The organism is Haemophilus haemolyticus (genome assembly GCF_001008205.1).
In the GTDB taxonomy this organism is placed as follows: Bacteria; Pseudomonadota; Gammaproteobacteria; order Enterobacterales; family Pasteurellaceae; genus Haemophilus; species Haemophilus haemolyticus_Q.
Window position 1 is genome coordinate 47525 of the sequence record NZ_LCTK01000005.1, and the last position, 17567, is coordinate 65091.

General features: G+C 36.8%; 16 protein-coding genes. 7 read left to right on the forward strand and 9 right to left on the reverse strand.

Annotated elements, in window-relative coordinates:
* Positions 1-18 precede the first annotated feature (18 nt).
* Positions 19-1245: an O-antigen ligase family protein gene (locus AAX18_RS01080; RefSeq protein WP_046952661.1), complete on the reverse strand. Its 1227-nt coding sequence runs from the start codon at positions 1243-1245 to the stop codon at positions 19-21.
* Positions 1246-1400: 155 nt separating this feature from the next.
* Between AAX18_RS01080 and pepB the strand changes: the two genes are divergently transcribed.
* From pepB to AAX18_RS01100, 4 genes are all read left to right on the forward strand, one after another.
* On the forward strand, positions 1401-2705 hold the full coding sequence (pepB, locus tag AAX18_RS01085; protein ID WP_046952662.1) for an aminopeptidase PepB: 1305 nt from the start codon (positions 1401-1403) through the stop codon (positions 2703-2705).
* 9 nt (positions 2706-2714) lie between these two features.
* A complete protein-coding gene (gene ndk / locus AAX18_RS01090) occupies positions 2715-3137 on the forward strand; it encodes a nucleoside-diphosphate kinase (RefSeq protein WP_046952663.1) in 423 nt (140 codons plus the stop codon).
* A gap of 264 nt (positions 3138-3401) precedes the next feature.
* Entirely contained in the window at positions 3402-4997 is a 1596-nt protein-coding gene (locus AAX18_RS01095) for a ShlB/FhaC/HecB family hemolysin secretion/activation protein (protein ID WP_046952664.1), read from the forward strand.
* Positions 4998-5170: 173 nt separating this feature from the next.
* The gene (locus AAX18_RS01100) at positions 5171-9544 is read left to right on the forward strand and encodes a two-partner secretion domain-containing protein (protein ID WP_046952665.1); all 4374 of its coding nucleotides are present in this window, start codon (positions 5171-5173) and stop codon (positions 9542-9544) included.
* A 96-nt stretch (positions 9545-9640) separates the two neighbouring features.
* On the opposite strand, the gene cgtA is transcribed toward AAX18_RS01100, so the two are convergent.
* From cgtA to rplU, 4 genes are all read right to left on the reverse strand, one after another.
* The gene (gene cgtA, locus AAX18_RS01105; protein ID WP_046952666.1) at positions 9641-10813 is read right to left on the reverse strand and encodes an Obg family GTPase CgtA; all 1173 of its coding nucleotides are present in this window, start codon (positions 10811-10813) and stop codon (positions 9641-9643) included.
* Positions 10814-10840: 27 nt separating this feature from the next.
* Positions 10841-11761 (reverse strand): DMT family transporter, encoded by a 921-nt coding sequence (locus AAX18_RS01110; RefSeq protein WP_046952667.1) that lies wholly within the window; start codon positions 11759-11761, stop codon positions 10841-10843.
* A gap of 80 nt (positions 11762-11841) precedes the next feature.
* Positions 11842-12099 (reverse strand): 50S ribosomal protein L27, encoded by a 258-nt coding sequence (rpmA, locus tag AAX18_RS01115; protein ID WP_005626413.1) that lies wholly within the window; start codon positions 12097-12099, stop codon positions 11842-11844.
* A gap of 20 nt (positions 12100-12119) precedes the next feature.
* Positions 12120-12431, reverse strand: a complete 312-nt coding sequence (gene rplU, locus AAX18_RS01120; protein WP_005626416.1) for a 50S ribosomal protein L21 — start codon at positions 12429-12431, stop codon at positions 12120-12122.
* 213 nt (positions 12432-12644) lie between these two features.
* Between rplU and ispB the strand changes: the two genes are divergently transcribed.
* Both ispB and AAX18_RS01130 read left to right on the forward strand, forming a co-directional pair.
* On the forward strand, positions 12645-13634 hold the full coding sequence (gene ispB, locus AAX18_RS01125) for an octaprenyl diphosphate synthase (protein ID WP_046952668.1): 990 nt from the start codon (positions 12645-12647) through the stop codon (positions 13632-13634).
* Positions 13635-13684: 50 nt separating this feature from the next.
* Positions 13685-14422 (forward strand): epoxyqueuosine reductase QueH, encoded by a 738-nt coding sequence (locus tag AAX18_RS01130; protein ID WP_046952669.1) that lies wholly within the window; start codon positions 13685-13687, stop codon positions 14420-14422.
* A 51-nt stretch (positions 14423-14473) separates the two neighbouring features.
* Here the strand turns inward: AAX18_RS01130 and rplS are convergent, their stop codons facing one another.
* The 4 genes from rplS to rpsP are packed head-to-tail and all read right to left on the reverse strand — an operon-like array spanning position 14474 to position 16459.
* Complete coding sequence (gene rplS / locus AAX18_RS01135) at positions 14474-14824, reverse strand: 50S ribosomal protein L19 (protein ID WP_046952670.1); 351 nt, start codon at positions 14822-14824, stop codon at positions 14474-14476.
* 36 nt (positions 14825-14860) lie between these two features.
* On the reverse strand, positions 14861-15601 hold the full coding sequence (gene trmD / locus AAX18_RS01140; protein ID WP_046952671.1) for a tRNA (guanosine(37)-N1)-methyltransferase TrmD: 741 nt from the start codon (positions 15599-15601) through the stop codon (positions 14861-14863).
* Between the two features lie 37 nt (positions 15602-15638).
* A complete protein-coding gene (gene rimM / locus AAX18_RS01145; protein WP_005626427.1) occupies positions 15639-16166 on the reverse strand; it encodes a ribosome maturation factor RimM in 528 nt (175 codons plus the stop codon).
* A gap of 44 nt (positions 16167-16210) precedes the next feature.
* Positions 16211-16459 (reverse strand): 30S ribosomal protein S16, encoded by a 249-nt coding sequence (gene rpsP, locus AAX18_RS01150; protein ID WP_005626429.1) that lies wholly within the window; start codon positions 16457-16459, stop codon positions 16211-16213.
* A 310-nt stretch (positions 16460-16769) separates the two neighbouring features.
* Here rpsP and AAX18_RS01155 point away from each other — a divergent pair, with 310 nt between their 5' ends.
* On the forward strand, positions 16770-17549 hold the full coding sequence (locus tag AAX18_RS01155; protein WP_046952672.1) for a hypothetical protein: 780 nt from the start codon (positions 16770-16772) through the stop codon (positions 17547-17549).
* The last annotated feature ends 18 nt before the right edge of the window (positions 17550-17567 follow it).

Consider the following 17567-nt stretch of genomic DNA (forward strand, 5'->3'; position numbering starts at 1 on the left):
AACGATAAGAATGTTTATCTATTTTGTGATTTTTTCTCTTTTTATTAGACAATAAAATATAAGATAGTTGAAGAAGTAAAAAATATTGCCTGAGTTATGAGCCAAGAATGACTGGCTTGTGAAATAAAATATATGGGAAACAATATGTATAATTCCTAAAATACAAATACATTTTGTTTCTAAATTATGGGTATTTAAATTTCTAATAAAGAAAAATAATGGTGTTAGAATAACAAGAATCAATCCTATAAATCCAATTATCCCCCGTTTCACCCAAGACTCTAAATATTGGTTATGTAAACTGTTAAATCCTAAAGTGGTTTTAGCCATTTGTTTAGATTCTACTTGTTTATGTTTAAATGACTCGTATCCATTACTTCCATGACCAAAGATAGGTGCTTCCTTTATAGCAATTAAGGCATTTTCCCACATATCAAAGCGAGCCCCTAAGGATGTATCTTTATTACTTTCTTCAAAGTAATTAATGATATCTGATTTTGCTTCATTATAACGTTGCTCAATTCCAAATTTAGAGCTTGAAAGTAATGTGGAAAATCCCAGGGTGGTTATTATAAATAAAGATAGAATTAATTTTTTATTAATATATTTTCTATATAGAACTAAAACAATAAAAAATACAATAGGGAAGCCAACCCATCCACCTCTAGCTCCAGATAGCGCACTAGTACTTACAGCTAGTATCAGACCAATCATTCCGAATAGTGCTGATTTATATTCTTTTTTTATAGAAAAATAGATACTAATAATAAGACTTGATATTGCTAAAGATATGGAGATATCACCCATTTGTATATGCATTGTTTCGGGGAATGGTTTTTCATATCCTAATGCAAACTTCTGAAATAACGCAACAAATCCTGTAATTAATGCACTAGAAGGAATTGCATATAAAATTGTCTTCCTTTTTATTGGAAAGTTTTTGAATAAAAGTAGTAGGGGGATGAATAAAAGAAGTCGGCTTGGATTGTCTATTTCTCTAATCCCATCTTTGTTGATAATGATGGATAATAAGAATGTGCAGAAATAAAATAAAAAAGAAAAAATCAGTTTTTTATCTTCAGTGCTAAAAGATAGTTTTTTCTTTAATGGTATGAAATAAATCAATCCAATTGCGCTTAATATTATTGGCGCGTAGTTATAACCCTTTGGAATGATCAAAACGGTTAAGAAAAATAGGGAAACTAAGAGGTTAATTGTAAATGTTAGATGTTTTTCTTGAATCATACGAATAAAAGTATGTACAGACTTAAATTGAGTAGATTCTACCTTAAATATTTGTAAAATGCTTGTTATTAATGATGGAATGATGTGAAATTAGGTATAAAATTTGGTATAGTTTTTAATCTTTTTTTGTTTTATGTATGATGTGTGGGGAATATATGCAAATCACGATTTCAAATGCGTTAGCCTCTGACGCTTGGGGAAAAAATGCTATTTTGAGCTTTGACTCTAATAAAGCTATGATTCATTTAAAAAATAATGAAAAAACTGACCGCACTTTAGTTCAACAAGCTGCCCGAAAATTGCGTGGGCAGGGAATTAAAGATGTGGAATTAGTCGGTGAAGAATGGGATTTAGAATTTTGCTGGGCGTTTTATCAAGGTTTTTATACCGCAAAACAAGATTACGGGATTGAGTTTCCTCATTTGGATCATGAGCTACAAGATGAACTATTAGCGCGTATCGAATGTAGTGATTTTGTGCGTGGGATTATTAATGAGCCAGCACAAAGTTTAACGCCTGTGAAATTAGCGGAGCGAGCGGCGGAATTTATCTTAAACCAAGCGGACATTTATAATGAAAAAAGTGCGGTAAGTTTTAAGATTATTTCTGGTGAGGATCTTGAGCAACAAGGTTATCATGGAATTTGGACGGTGGGTAAAGGATCTGCTAACTTGCCCGCTATGTTGCAACTCGATTTCAATCCAACGCAAGATCCGAATGCGCCAGTGTTATCTTGTTTAGTTGGTAAGGGGATTACTTTTGACAGTGGCGGCTACAGCATTAAACCAAGTGATGGAATGAGTACAATGCGAACCGATATGGGTGGGGCAGCATTATTAACGGGGGCTTTAGGTTTCGCTATCGCTCTCGGATTAAATCAACGCGTTAAACTGTATTTATGTTGTGCAGAAAATTTGGTAAGCAATAATGCATTTAAACTGGGTGATTTTATTACTTATAAAAATGGGGTGACAGCAGAAGTGCTCAATACTGACGCTGAAGGGCGTTTGGTGTTGGCTGATGGATTGATTGAAGCTGATAACCAAAATCCAGGTTTTATTATTGATTGTGCGACTTTAACTGGGGCTGCAAAAGTGGCTGTAGGAAATGACTATCATTCGGTATTATCTATGGATGATGATCTCGTGAATAATCTTTTCCAATCAGCACAAGAAGAAAATGAACCTTTCTGGCGTTTACCATTTGAAGATTTTCATCGATCACAAATTAATTCATCTTTTGCAGATATTGCTAATATCGGTTCGGTTCCTGTTGGAGCGGGCGCTAGTACTGCAACGGCATTTTTATCGTATTTTGTGAAAAATTATCAGCAAAATTGGTTGCATATTGATTGTTCCGCTACTTATCGTAGATCTGGTAGTGATTTATGGGCTGTTGGAGCCACAGGGATTGGTGTGCAAACTTTAGCAAATTTAATGTTATCAAAATCATTGAAGTAAGGAGATATGATGACAGAAAGAACTTTTTCGATTATTAAACCTGATGCGGTAAATCGTAATCTAATTGGGGCGATCTTAACTCGTTTTGAGCAAAATGGTTTTAAAATTATAGCCTCTAAAATGGTTCGCTTAACGAGTGAGCAGGCTGAAGGCTTTTATGCCGAGCATCAAGGCAAAGAATTTTTTGCTCCTTTAGTTGATTATATGATGTCTTCACCGATAGTGGTTTCTGTTCTTGAAAAAGAAAATGCAGTGAAAGATTACCGCACTTTGATTGGTACAACGAATCCAGAAACTGCAGCAGAAGGTACAATTCGTAAAGATTTTGCATTAAGTCAGCGTGAGAACTCGGTTCATGGTTCGGATAGTGTGGAAAGTGCAAATCGTGAAATCGCCTATTTCTTTACTGATTCTGAAATTTTTGAGCGTTAATGCTTAACTTGCAAGAAGTGATATACATTAAAGGCTAATTGCCATTTTTATTATTGATAGTGACTAAATTGATTTAGTCTCACTACGCGCCATTTATATAAAGTTTATCGGATTCAGTATCTTGAACTCATAAATGTATAAATGGCGTTTTAGTATTATTAGAACGTTAGTTTTGATTATAGTTATAAGCACTTCCCTTATTAAACTAAGAAGTAGATTCCGATATACTGAATATAAACTGTAATTGTTATTAAGCTTTCTCATATGAAATACTTTTCTTTCTCATTTTTTTTATTTGCTATTTCACCTATGGTTTTAGCAGATAATTTGACTCAATCATTTCAACAATCTAAACAGCAATTCAATGAATTTCAATCTTTGAATCAAAATCGTTGGATTCAACAACATTCTTTTCAATCAGCTACTCAACAACCAAAAAATGATTCTCTTTCAAAAGCTTGTTTAAATTATCAAGGCATTCAATTTAAGGGCGTGACACTTGTTAAGGTGGAACACTTATTACCAAAGAAAGAAGAGTGCATAAATGAAGAAAGACTAAACCAACTTAGTCGGCAGCTTACACAGGAATATATTGATAAGGGATATATTCATAATCCATTCCAATTTGAAGATGATCACTCAGGTTTATTAACTTTGCATGTTTTTGAAGGAAAAACTACAGCATTAGAAAGTGATGATAAGCAACTTAATTTAAATCAGTTGTTACCAAATGTTTTGGGTAAACCTCTTAAAGTGCAAGATCTTGATCAAGCACTTGACCAAGCGAATCGCATATCTGGAAACAATGTGACCGTTGATGTTTTGCCTGCTAAAAATGGTGAAATAAGATTGTCTTTTAGTAATGAGCCAACTTCTCGTATTTCAGGCTCTGTTGGTATAGATGATCGAGCGTCAAAAAATTATGGACGTTGGCAAGCACGTGCTGCTGTGAACATTGGAAATCCGTTTGGTTTATCCGATACGTTATATTTAAGTGGAGCACATACTTTAAAATCCCGTTATCAATTTAACCGCTCTTTGTTACTGCATTATTCTTTACCATATGGATATTGGACATTTAGTAGTTTTGCATCTTTCTCACAATTTAAATCACCTTTAATACTGGAAAACTTTTCTTTACAGCAAAATGGTCGTACTGTCCAAACTGGAATTTCAGCTGAATATGTTTTCCACCGGGGAGGGAATCATATATCTACATTTTCTACCCAATTTGAAAAACTTAACAGTAAGAACAGTCTTGAAGACGTAGTGTTGGCATTACAAAGTCCAAAGCTTTCTAGTATTTCTGTTGGTATCAATCATCTTCAATTATTTGAAAATGGAAACTTAGTGGTCGATCTTCGTTACGAACAGGGAAACAATAGGGGGGAAGAGCAACCTGAATCTCAATTTAAACGTTGGAATTTGGATTTGAAATTTAATCGTTATCAAGCGTTAGGTAGTGAGCTTTTCCGTCACTCTCATCAGCTCACCGGGCAATATGCTTCACATTATTTACCATCGGTAAAACAAGAGGATTTAACAGGGTATAATCGTGTTCGTGGGCTAAATGATTTAAACCTATCGGCTGAAAAAAATCTTGTATCACATAACGATATTGCTTGGATCAAGCAAACGAAAATAGGAACATTTTCGCCTTATTTAGGTTTTGATTTAGGAGTACAGAAATCTGTTAATGAAGATCAACGTGAAAAAGCACTTGCTTATGCGATAGGATTAAATTGGTCTTATAAAGCATTTCAAGCAAATCTTGAATGGGCAACAGGACGATTATTTGATAAATCAGATGGAGTAAAGCAAGAACGTTTTATTTCAACGAATTTTGTCTATTTGTTCTAGTGTAATTAATAAAAAATCTTAATCTTGTGATATAGATCACGTTTTCTAGATTTTAAATACTGGTCGAACTTCTCTGATTTTGTTTTAATACAAAAACTTTTAATAACTATTAAGAGGCACTATAGCTACATAGTGAGTGTCTCTGAATTCTTTTTCATCTTAGAGGTAATAATATGTCTAAATCTTACTCATTAAGTAAAATTTCTCTCGCCATTACACTAAGTATTGCAGGGCAGTCAGCTTTTGCTGAGATCAATGCTGCAGACAGTAATACTCAAGTTAGTAAAAAACAAAATATTGAAATCATCAATATTGCTAATCCAAGTAATTCTGGGCTTTCCCATAACCGATATAATAAATTTAACGTAGAGCAAGCGGGTGCTGTTTTAAATAATTCCCGTCAAAATGGAAAATCTCAGCTTGCTGGTGATCTTAATGCTAACCCAAATCTTAAAACTCAATCTGCAAAAGTTATCCTTAATGAAGTGATTAGTCGTAATCCTTCTAAAATTGCAGGTAAACAAGAAGTTTTTGGGGATAAGGCTGATTATGTATTAGCTAACCCAAATGGTATTAGCGTTGAAGGTGGTGATTTTATAAATACACCTAGAGCTTCTTTAGTTGTTGGTAAACCTCAAGTATCAGCTGGTAATTTAAATGGTTATGATGTTACCGGGGATAAGGGATTGAATACCAATGGCAAAATTACAACAAGTGGTGATATTGATTTAATTGCACCGCAAGTAAATGTTGCTGGTCAAATCTCAACAAGTGAAGGGGTAAATGTTATTGCGGGTAAAAATAAAATTACTCGAGAAGATAACGGTACACTAAAAATCACCACAACAGAAAAAACAGGGCAAGTATTAGATGGGCGAGTGGTTGGTAGTATTCAGGCTGGTAGAATTCGTATTCATTCCGCTGATGATCGAGCCACAATTACAGCTCAAGCAACAGAGCTAAGTGCAAAAGAAATTAGCATTACTGCTGGTAAAGCGAATATAAATGGAAAAGTAAGTCGTGGAGATGGTTATAGTTCAGGTAAATCTGGCAAAGTAGGAACCGTAAATGTTCGTGAAGAACGTAGTGGTACCTCTGAAAATTATCAAGCGACACATATTAAAGCAGATAAACTCAATATTAATGTTATTAATCAATTGAATATTAATGGTGCCGATATTCAAGCTAAAAGTAGTCAAATCAATGGTGGTGGCGTTCATTTAGGTTCAGAAAAAACGGTTGTTGCCAATAAATCCAGCAAGTTTCAAAACAAAGGTAGTTGGTATCGTAATGAATTGGATAGCAACAAAACAGAAATTACTCACCGTACGACTATCGAAGGCGACAATATCAATATAGTTGCTACAAAAGGTAAAGTGACCACTGAAGGTGCAAATATTTCAGCAAAAACAACCGCACTTTATGGCGAACAAGGCATAACTTTACGTGGCACAAGTGCGACTCAATCTCAATCAGCTTATGCTGATTTCAAAAATGAAACGGCTCGTTTAAAAACGGGCACGAGCAATCAAGATAGTCATATTCAACGTTATACTGCAACTGAAATTTCAACGAAAAATGATCTTGTTTTAGGTGGCAAAGGTGATGTTAATCTTATCGGCGTGGTTGCTAAGGTTGATGGAGACTTGTTAGCTAAAAATGAAGGAGATTTAACTTTTAACGCAGAAAAAACAACGGAGCATTATAGTTTAAATGATCATATGCGTTTTTGGGGGGGATTGGCTGGTTCTAAAACTGTGGGAACAGGGAGAAACGCTGAGATTATTCATGGCTCAGATCTCACCGTAAGAGGTGATGCTGTATTAGATGCTAAAAGAGGCGTCCATATTACTGGTAGTCGAGTGGTGACTGGTGGTAATGGTGTTGTAAAAGGAAATGAGGGTTTTTTAACTATTGATAGTGCTCATGCCGATAAAACTTCGAACGATTATGCTCGTCAGGGGACGATTTTTGATATAACTAAAGCTCGTAAAAGCAGTTATGAACATACTTCCACTGCGCATGGTTCAACGCTTAAATCAGAGTCAAACCTACAGCTTTCTACTAATAAAAATGTCAGTATTATAGGCTCAAATGTTCAATCTGCTGGTTTACTGGATATTGCTGCGAAAAGCGGTATTGAGATTAAAGGTGCGACTAACCATATTGAAAAATCTTCAAATGAAGTGGGCTTTAGTCTTTTTGGGAGATTTGATGGCTTAAAAAATACATTCCAGCATGAGCATTTAACAGCTAACTTAAATATAGATAACAGTAAAGGTAAACCAAGTATTAATTCTGATGCTGAAATCAGTATTGATAAAAAGCCCGATGCGAGAAAAGCAGAAGGTAAATTCCATGTGGGTTTACATGCCTATAACAATAGTCAAAATAGCCAAGCTACGACGCATACTGCCTCAACATTAAAAGGTGGGGACGTCTCTTTAACTGGAAAAAAAGTGGTGATTTCTGGTAGTGAAGTTGCTGCAACAAAAGGTAATTTGACTATTCAAGCTGATCACATCTCTACGAAAGCAGATTCTAACGAATCTATCCAAAATAGTGTGAAAAACGAGGTGAATATCGGTTTAACTGGTACAGTAACAGAAAGTAAAGTCAGTGCTACTTTAGGTACAAGCGTGAATCATTCACTTAATTCATCTGTAGATAATAAAGCACAAGTGAGTAAGCTTTCCGCTGCAAATAATGTTCAACTTAATGCAAATCGTATTGAGCATCAAGGTACACAAGTACAGGCTAATGGAAATATTCAAGAAAATGCCAAACAGATTGTTCATTCTACCGCACAGGATAGCCATAATGGTTTTGGTAATAATGTAAATGTAGGAGTAACAGTTTCAGCCAGCATTGATAATAAAAAAGTATTTAGCGTTCAAGCAGATCTTTCTGCAAAAGGTGGGCGTGAAACATCCTCAAGTGTTACTCATCATGCTTCAGCATTGCAAGCGGGTAAAAATGTGGATGTAACGGCAAATCATATTCAAGATAATGCAACGAAATATAATGTGGGTGAAACGGCTCAATTTAACTCACAAAATCATCAACTTGTTGCTGTCTTTAATCAGACTTCAACAGACAAAATGAATGCGGGAGCAAGTGTGGGTGTTTCTGCGAATACGAGTGATTTCCAACGTTTTAATGTATCCGCTAATGTAGGCGCAAATTATAGTCAATCAAGCAATCATGAAAGCAATTCAGTGCAAGGTTCTATTAACGCTAAAAATATAAACATCAACACAGGTAAATTAAATAGCCAAGCAAATATTCATGGAAAAGAAAATGTGAATATTAATGCTCAAACTGCACAATTTAATCAAGCAACAAACAGTAAGAACCAATCTGGTGGTGGTTTTGATGCTAAGTTAGGTGTCGGTGCAATGGTTGTACCATCGGCGGGAGCTGCAGTACCATCTATTGATGTAAGTGTGTCTGCAAATGGTAACCAAGGTAATCAAAGCCAAGCAGTAACAGGCTCTATTTCTGGTAAAAATGTGAATGTCCAAACTCAAGGCGTGTTAAATTTGCAAGGAACTAATGTACAGGCTACAGAAAATGCAAATTTATCGGGTAAGCGAGTAAATATCACGGCAGGAAATAATCATAATCAAAATACGGCAGCTACCGTAGGATTAGGTGTAAATATTGGTGCTGATGTATCTAATGTTAACTTTAATGCGAATGTTGGCGTAAATGTTAGTAATAGCAAAACTCATACTGGTGTTTCAGTAAACGGCGAGAATGTCAATATTACCGCACAGAATGGGGTGAATTTACAAGGCGTAAACTCTCAATCTCAAAATCTTAATTTAAATGCAGGTAAAGGTAATTTATCACTTACAGCAGCAAAAGATAATGTGAACAAAACCGATGTATCCGTAGGATTAAAATTAGGCGGCAGCGTTAATGATCAAAAATGGACGCCATCATCTGGTAGCGGAAATTTATCGGTAAATGTTATTCGTAATGAAACTCATACGGAAACCGCTATGAATACCAATACAGCGACAATTAATGCTGGTGGTAACGCTAAATTTGTGGGTGGTTCTGTTAATGCAAATCATGTAAGCGGTACAATTTCTGGGGATTCTCACACTGAACAACTAGCAAATAAAGTGAATGAAGTGAGTGTCAATCTCTCTGCTAATGGCAGTGGAAAACTCGCTGTTCCAACAGTAGATAAATGGGCCGAAAGTGCTAAAAAAGATTGGGATAATGGGACTATTGCTGGTGTGAAAGCAGACGCAAAAGTTGAAGTTAATGCGAAAAAACAACAAACTGCAACTAATGCTGGGGTGAATGCTAAGCATAATCAGGTTGTAGTAAAAGGTGTCAAAACCCGTACTGAAATGAAGAATGCTCATAGCCGTCAACTTCATTTTAAAGTAGATGCTACAACACAAATTAAACAACGTGTAGAAAGCAAACTTCCAGAGAGTGTGAAACCAATAGTCAAACCTATACGAGGTCTCCACTTACAATTGGTAAAAAATAATAAATCAAGTGTTAAAGTGCGGGTAAAACACTAGAAGTTTTCATCTAAGGTATTTCCTTTATATAATAAAAGCACCTAAACAATAGTTTAGGTGCTTTTGAATTTTTAATGCTTATAAAATCAGACCTTCTTAAGGTTTATAGATGAACTCAATTCCTTCATCATCTTCTTCGGTCCAATCATCATCCCAATCTTCGTCATCATCAAATTGATGCTCCGCTAGTTGTTCTTGATGATAATCTTCCCATTTGAATTTCACTTCTTCAGGCGCAACTTGTTGTGTTTCAGCTTCGCGTGGATTTGCTATGATAAAGTCCATAATATCACGACAAAGTGGTGGAACATTTTTCCTTGTTGCCGCTGAAATCAGGTAATAGTCTTCTTCCCAACCTAATTGTTCAGCAATTTCTCGAGCTCTCTCTTCAGCTTCTTCATCGCTCATCGTATCAATTTTATTAAATACTAACCAACGTGGTTTTTCTGATAATTTTTCACTGTATTGGAAAAGTTCAGATTCAATAATAGCGACATTATCTACTGGATTAGAGCCATCAATTGGAGCAATATCGACCAAATGAATAAGCACTCTGCAACGTTCTAAATGTTTTAAAAAGCGAATTCCTAGCCCAGCACCATCTGCTGCGCCCTCAATTAATCCTGGAATATCGGCGACTACGAAACTATGTGAGTCGTCCACTTTCACAACACCGAGACTTGGTACTAAGGTAGTAAACGGATAATCTGCAACTTTTGGTTTAGCTGCTGAAACGGCACGAATAAAAGTAGATTTACCCGCATTAGGTAAACCGAGCATTCCCACATCAGCAAGTAGCATTAATTCCAATAATAAATCTCGTTTTTCGCCTGGTGTTCCCATTGTTTTTTGACGCGGTGCACGGTTTACCGATGATTTGAAACGGGTATTCCCTAAACCGTGATAACCACCTTTAGCTACTAACATTTTTTGACCGTGTTGGGTTAAATCTCCCAAGGTTTCTTTGGTGTCGTTATCAATAGCGCGAGTTCCTACGGGAACAGGTAAAATAATATCTTTACCGCGACGTCCTGTACAATCTGAACTCCGTCCATTCTCTCCACGCTCTGCGGCAAAGCGTTTATTAAAACGGTAATCGATTAAGGTATTGAGATTTTCATCAGCTTGTAAATATACATCGCCACCATCGCCACCGTCACCACCATCAGGGCCGCCTTTCGGAATAAATTTCTCTCGACGGAAACTTACGCAACCGTTGCCACCATCCCCAGCCTCAATTCGAATAAGGGATTCATCAATAAATTTCATTAAAACTTCTCCAAAATAAACCGCACTTTAATGAGTTTTATGCGGTAATAATTTATGTCCAATTGCGGATAAAATTGCCCCGCATACTACAACAAATGCACCAATATAGCTAATATTATTCAATTCTGGTGCTGCGAAATCTGCTGGCCTAAAATAATGCGCAATATGAGAAAATAGGATCGTGAAAAGAGGTACAAGTGTGATAACAACACTGACTTTTGATACATCCCAACGATTAAGTGCTTCCGCATAAGAGCCGTATCCAATTAAGGTATTTAAACAGCAGTAAATAAAACAAATCAGAGCTAAAGGTGTGAGTTCTTGTACTTGTGAGAATTCAGCCATCGGCATAAAAGCTATGGCACAACCTAAATACATCATTAGCAAGATTTGTTGTGAATTAAATTTACGCAACATTAATTTTTGTGCCATTCCATAAGCGACCCAGATAAGGGATCCTGCTACGCTTAAGATGACACCTGTTGAATACTGATTTAGTCCGGCAAATACATCAAAACGATCATTAAAGAATAAACCCAAACCAATTAATAATAAGAAAAGTCCGATCTTTTGGTGTAGCCCTAATTTTTCTTTGAAGATTAGTACACCACAGATAAGCATTCCAAAAGAGGATAAATGAATAAAAATTTGTGCAACCGAAGGTTCAATATAATTCAGCGAGCTACTAAATAATAGAAAATTGCCGGTAAGACCAATTACCCCAATAAGAGCAAGCCAAGCATATTGGCCGACTTTCATTAGTTCAGGTAATTTCTTTTTATAAGCAAGTAGGGCTAATAATGAGATCGCCGCTACAATAAAACGATACCATACGATAGTTTGCGCATTCATTACAGATAAAGCTTGTTTGAGAGCGATAGGTAAGGAGCCCCAAGCCATAGCGGTAATAAGCGCAAAGGTAAAGCCTAATAAAGGTTGTTGTTTCATTGCGTGCTCGCTTATGTGAAATTAAAAAAGACAAAACGCCCCACAAAATTGTAGGGCGTTTCAATCGAATAGATTTTAAATTATTCAGTAACAATACTTACGTATTTACGGCTTTTCTCGCCTTTTACTTCAAATTTAACTTTGCCATCTGCAGTTGCGAATAAGGTGTGGTCTTTACCCATACCTACGTTGCTACCCGCGTGGAACTTAGTACCACGTTGACGAACAATGATGCTACCTGCTAATACAGATTCGCCACCGAAACGTTTAACACCAAGGCGTTTAGCTTCAGAATCGCGACCGTTACGAGTTGAACCACCAGCTTTTTTAGTTGCCATCTACTTGATCTCCTCTGAAATTATGCTTGAATCCCAGTGATTTTCACTTCTGTGAACCACTGACGATGACCTTGTTGTTTACGGCTGTGTTTGCGACGACGGAATTTAACGATTTTAACTTTCTCGCCACGACCTTGTGCAACTACTTCAGCCACTACTTTTGCGCCAGCAACTACTGGTGCACCGATTTTAACATCTTCACCATTAACGACCATCAACACAGAATCGAACTCAACTGTTGCTCCAGTTGCAAGTTCAAGTTTTTCTAAACGAACAACTTGACCTTCGCTCACACGGTGTTGTTTACCGCCACTTTGGAAAACTGCGTACATAAATACTCCGCTTAATTGTGTTTCCCTGCTCTTTAGCAGTCCACACTTAAAAATTCATATAAATAGGTCGCAAATTCTACGGAAAAATCCTACCTATGGCAAGAATTTATTTACAATAAAATAAAAAAATTCCCTTCATTTGCGGATTGATTTCAGAAAGTCTGAAAATTCGGGTAAAATGCACCGCACTTTTGGCTAATAATTGATGAAAAAATGAAGAAACAAGATCTTATGAGCATAGACGAGATCCAGAAACTTGCAGATCCCGACATGCAAAAAGTGAATCAAAATATTTTTGCTCAGCTTAATTCAGATGTTCCATTAATAGGACAGTTAGGTTTTTATATTGTTCAAGGCGGTGGTAAGCGGATCCGACCATTGATCGCAGTTCTCGCAGCTCGATCTTTAGGGTTCGAAGGAGCTAGTTCAATTACTTGTGCTACTTTTGTTGAATTTATTCATACTGCCTCTTTATTACATGATGATGTGGTGGATGAGTCCGATATGCGTCGTGGGCGCGCTACGGCGAATTCAGAATTTGGGAATGCTGCAAGTGTACTTGTAGGAGACTTTATTTATACGCGTGCATTTCAATTAGTTGCACAATTAGAGTCATTGAAGATTTTAGGAATCATGGCCGATGCGACTAACGTTTTAGCGGAAGGCGAAGTTCAGCAGCTAATGAATGTTAATGATCCTGAAACGAGCGAAGCTAATTATATGCGTGTAATTTATAGTAAAACTGCGCGTTTGTTTGAAGTGGCTGGTCAAGCTGCGGCAATTGTTGCGGGCGGAACAGAAGTGCAAGAAAAGGCTTTACAAGATTATGGGCGTTATATTGGAACTGCATTTCAGCTTGTGGATGATGTATTGGATTATAGTGCAAATACACAAGCTCTAGGTAAAAATGTAGGAGATGATTTAGCTGAAGGCAAACCAACTCTTCCTCTGCTACATGCTATGCGTTATGGTAATGCTCAACAGGCTGCTTTAATTCGCGAAGCGATTGAGCAAGGTGGTAAACGTGAAGCTATTGATGAAGTATTAGCTATTATGGCTGAGCATAAGTCTTTAGATTATGCGATGAATCGTGCAAAAGAAGAAGCTCAAAAAGCAGTAGATGCGATTGTAATGTTGCCAGACAGTGATTATAAGAAGGCGTTGATTTCTTTGGCTTATTTGTCTGTGGATAGAAATTATTAGCCCTTAATTTAGCTTATATACTTAATACCAATTAATTTTAATTAAACTTTATGAATACAGAACTTCAATCTAAACCTGAGCAAAGTGCGGTTAATTTTCAAGGTAAAACTCGTAAACAAAAGGTTCGTAAAGATCCGAGTGCACCTTTTATTCGTGAAAAACTTGAGTTGCCAGATGGGCATAATAAACTTCTTTTACATTCATGCTGTGCGCCTTGTTCGGGTGAAGTGATGGAAGCAATCCTTGCATCTGGCATTGAATTTACGATTTATTTTTACAATCCAAACATTCATCCACTCAAAGAATATTTAATTCGTAAAGAAGAAAATATTCGTTTTGCCCAAAAATTTGGCATTCCATTTATTGATGCAGATTACGATCGTCAAAATTGGTTTGATCGAGCCAAAGGAATGGAATGGGAGCCTGAGAGGGGAATTCGTTGTACTATGTGTTTTGATATGCGCTTTGAAAAAGCTGCTGAATATGCTCATGAACATGGTTTCCCTGTATTTACTAGTTGCTTGGGTATTTCTCGCTGGAAGGATATGAATCAAATAAATGGCTGTGGGCATCGTGCTGCGGAAAAATATGATGATGTTATTTATTGGGATTATAACTGGCGTAAAGAAGGTGGCTCGCAACGTATGATTGAAATTAGTAAGCGTGAGCGGTTTTATCAACAGGAATATTGCGGTTGTGTGTATTCTTTACGTGATAGTAATAAATGGCGAGAAGAGACTGGTCGTCAAAAAATTGAAATCGGAAAATTGTATTATAGTGCAGATTAATATGATGAACACAAAAAAGGCTTGGAATTCCCAAGCCTTTTCTTTGCGAAATTATTCGCCTAAACGCTCTTTAATACGAGCAGATTTACCTGAACGTTCACGTAAGTAGTAAAGTTTAGCTTTACGTACCGCACCTTTACGTTTAACTGCGATAGAATCTACTGCTGGAGAGTGAGTTTGGAATACACGCTCAACTCCTGCGCCGTTAGATACTTTACGTAAAGTAAATGCTGAGTGCAAGCCACGGTTACGAATTGCAATAACCACGCCTTCGAATGCTTGCAAACGACGTTTGCTACCTTCAACTACCCATACTTTAACTTCTAAAGTATCACCTGGGCGGAAGCTAGGTACGTTTTGTTTTAATTGTTCTTGTTCAAGTTGTTTGATAATGTTAGACATTGTTTGATCCTTTATTGATCCTAGATGTAACTGAAACTAACTGTTATGCTCGGCTTGCGCCTCTTTTAACAGTTTACGTTGTTCGTCAGTCAGAGCTAGGCCTTCTAAGAGCTCAGGGCGTCGGAGCCACGTTCTTTGTAGCGATTGTTTTAATCGCCATTTCCGAATTTCTTCGTGATGTCCCGACATCAGCACGGGTGGTACAGTTAATCCTTCTAACACTTCTGGTCTGGTGTAATGCGGGCAATCTAATAAACCATCTGCAAAAGAATCTTCTTCTGCGGAGGCTTGCTTGCCTAATACACCGGGAATAAAACGCGCAACAGCATCAATTAATGTCATTGCCGGCAATTCCCCACCGGTCAGAACGTAATCGCCAATTGACCATTCTTCATCAATTTCAGTTTGAATCAATCGTTCATCAATACCTTCGTAACGTCCACATACCAAAATCAATTTTTGATTTTGAGCAAGCTCGGTTACGCCACCTTGATCGAGTTTACGTCCTTGTGGCGAAAGGTAAACCACCTTTGCACCTTCTCCTGCCTCTGCTTTCGCAGCATGAATCGCATCCCGTAAAGGTTGCACCATCATCAGCATTCCCGGACCACCACCATAAGGGCGGTCATCCACGGTTTTATGCTTGTCGAATGTAAAATCTCTTGGATTCCAACATTCCACTTGCAGAAGATTATGTTTTACGGCTCTACCTGTAACCCCAAATTCCGTAATCGCTTTAAACATTTCGGGGAATAATGAAATCACCCCTATCCACATAAAAAGCCTACTACATTACGTTTGTGCATACTTGAGATTAGAAACCAGCGTCCCAATCCACTTCAATAGTTTTCGTGGTGAGATCGACTCTTTTAACTACTTGTTCATACAAAAACGGAATTAACCGCTCTTGTTTTCCAAAAGCATCTTTCGTATTGGCTTTCACCACTAATACATCATTAGAACCTGTTTCCATCATCTCTGTCACCGTTCCCATTGTATAACCTTCTAGGTTTACGACTGAGCAACCAATTAAATCGTGCCAGTAATAATCGCCTTCTTCCAGTTCTGGGAAAACAGATAGATCTACACCAATTTCAACATTTGCTAAAATTTGTGCGGCTTCACGGTCATCAACGCCTTTTAATTTAACGATGATTTCGTGATTATGATGACGCCAGTTTTCTAATTCCGTTGGCTGCCATTCACCTTTAATTTTCAAAAACCAAGGTTGATACTCAAAAATGCTTTCAGCTTGTTCTGTTGATGAATAAATACGTAACCACCCACGAATACCGTAGGTTGAGCCTAATTTGCCCACAACTTCAATACGTTGTTGTTCCATATTTCTCACCTATCTTAGTTTAAGAACTAAATCAAAAAGCAAAATTATGCTGCTTTTTGAGCTTCTTTTACCAAGCTCGCAACACGATCAGAAAGTGATGCACCTTGACCAACCCAGTGGTTAACACGGTCTAGGTCGATACGAACACGTTCTGCGTTACCTTGTGCGATTGGGTTGAAGAAACCTACACGCTCAATGAAACGACCATCACGTGGTGAACGGCTGTCAGCTACTACGATTTGATAAAATGGGCGTTTTTTAGCTCCGCCACGAGATAAACGAATGGTTACCATAACCTTCCTCTAAATGTTTAATTACTAAAAGAATATTCTCAAACTCGAAAGTGATTTAAGAATATAGCTTACTTTTTTCTCTGTATATATAGACAAAAAGCCTGCAAATTTTATACTTTTTGAGCAAAATTGCAAGTTTTGGATGAGCATTCTAATATATACGTTATATTCTCTTGAAAAGGTAAACATTATCATTCACATACAATTTTGTTTTACGTATAATCTAAGAAACTCTCAAGCAGTTTTAGGTCAAGTTTAAGCGTTAAGCGGTATTTTACATTGATAAAATATCAGTTAAATGAGGTTTATTATGAAAATCGGTTTTCATTCTGTGTTACTTGGATTAGCGTCATGTATTGGCATTCAACAATCTGTGATAGCGAGTCCACCTTCGTCTTCTCACCAATCAATATCTACTGATTCAGCTGAGGCTTTAAAGCAACAATTTTCAATCGCTTTGGCTAAGCAAGAAAAGCAACAAATTTCGATTTTACAGAAAAAACTTACCGCACTTTTTTCTTTACCTCCTCAATTCCTAGATAATCAGATCCAAATAAGCGAAAAAATCCTCACTCGTATTTTTAAAACAGATAAAAATCTCACTCCTAAATTTCTCGATTATTTATACTTTGAGCCGATAAATACTGGTGATGCTAATTTAATTCAGGAGATGAAGAAAAACTTATTGGTGTCTTTTTTAGCGAATGAGCAGGCAAAAATTTATATTCGTCAAACAGATAATTCGGAGCAATTTGTTCAGGCTTTAATAGAACGAGGGGCAAAACCAGATCAAATCATATTATTGTCTTTGGATGCTAAAGGCATATTTCAAAAAATTATTGAACAGATACGTCAAGATTTTCCTAATCAAACAACTTTTTCTATTACCGAGAATCGAGTGAGTTTGATAACCCCTTCTTCAGAAATTAAGCCCCGCCTCGCTCTAGCTAATATGATGTTTGCTCGCCAATTTAAAGGTGTGGAGGTTGATGATTTTTCGTATTTAGATCAAGCACGTGAAAATCTTCAACACAATAACTATACTATTCGTTATAAGACTTTCCAAGCAATGCTTGAAGGCTTAAATTAATCCGTTTACTCACAAGGA

Coding starts and splice junctions, on each gene's coding strand:
- AAX18_RS01080 (WP_046952661.1), bottom strand. CDS start 1,245: ATGATTCAAGAAAAACATCTAACATTTACAATTAACCTCTTAGTTTCC.
- pepB (WP_046952662.1), top strand. CDS start 1,401: ATGCAAATCACGATTTCAAATGCGTTAGCCTCTGACGCTTGGGGAAAA.
- ndk (WP_046952663.1), top strand. CDS start 2,715: ATGACAGAAAGAACTTTTTCGATTATTAAACCTGATGCGGTAAATCGT.
- AAX18_RS01095 (WP_046952664.1), top strand. CDS start 3,402: ATGAAATACTTTTCTTTCTCATTTTTTTTATTTGCTATTTCACCTATG.
- AAX18_RS01100 (WP_046952665.1), top strand. CDS start 5,171: ATGTCTAAATCTTACTCATTAAGTAAAATTTCTCTCGCCATTACACTA.
- cgtA (WP_046952666.1), bottom strand. CDS start 10,813: ATGAAATTTATTGATGAATCCCTTATTCGAATTGAGGCTGGGGATGGT.
- AAX18_RS01110 (WP_046952667.1), bottom strand. CDS start 11,761: ATGAAACAACAACCTTTATTAGGCTTTACCTTTGCGCTTATTACCGCT.
- rpmA (WP_005626413.1), bottom strand. CDS start 12,099: ATGGCAACTAAAAAAGCTGGTGGTTCAACTCGTAACGGTCGCGATTCT.
- rplU (WP_005626416.1), bottom strand. CDS start 12,431: ATGTACGCAGTTTTCCAAAGTGGCGGTAAACAACACCGTGTGAGCGAA.
- ispB (WP_046952668.1), top strand. CDS start 12,645: ATGAAGAAACAAGATCTTATGAGCATAGACGAGATCCAGAAACTTGCA.
- AAX18_RS01130 (WP_046952669.1), top strand. CDS start 13,685: ATGAATACAGAACTTCAATCTAAACCTGAGCAAAGTGCGGTTAATTTT.
- rplS (WP_046952670.1), bottom strand. CDS start 14,824: ATGTCTAACATTATCAAACAACTTGAACAAGAACAATTAAAACAAAAC.
- trmD (WP_046952671.1), bottom strand. CDS start 15,601: ATGTGGATAGGGGTGATTTCATTATTCCCCGAAATGTTTAAAGCGATT.
- rimM (WP_005626427.1), bottom strand. CDS start 16,166: ATGGAACAACAACGTATTGAAGTTGTGGGCAAATTAGGCTCAACCTAC.
- rpsP (WP_005626429.1), bottom strand. CDS start 16,459: ATGGTAACCATTCGTTTATCTCGTGGCGGAGCTAAAAAACGCCCATTT.
- AAX18_RS01155 (WP_046952672.1), top strand. CDS start 16,770: ATGAAAATCGGTTTTCATTCTGTGTTACTTGGATTAGCGTCATGTATT.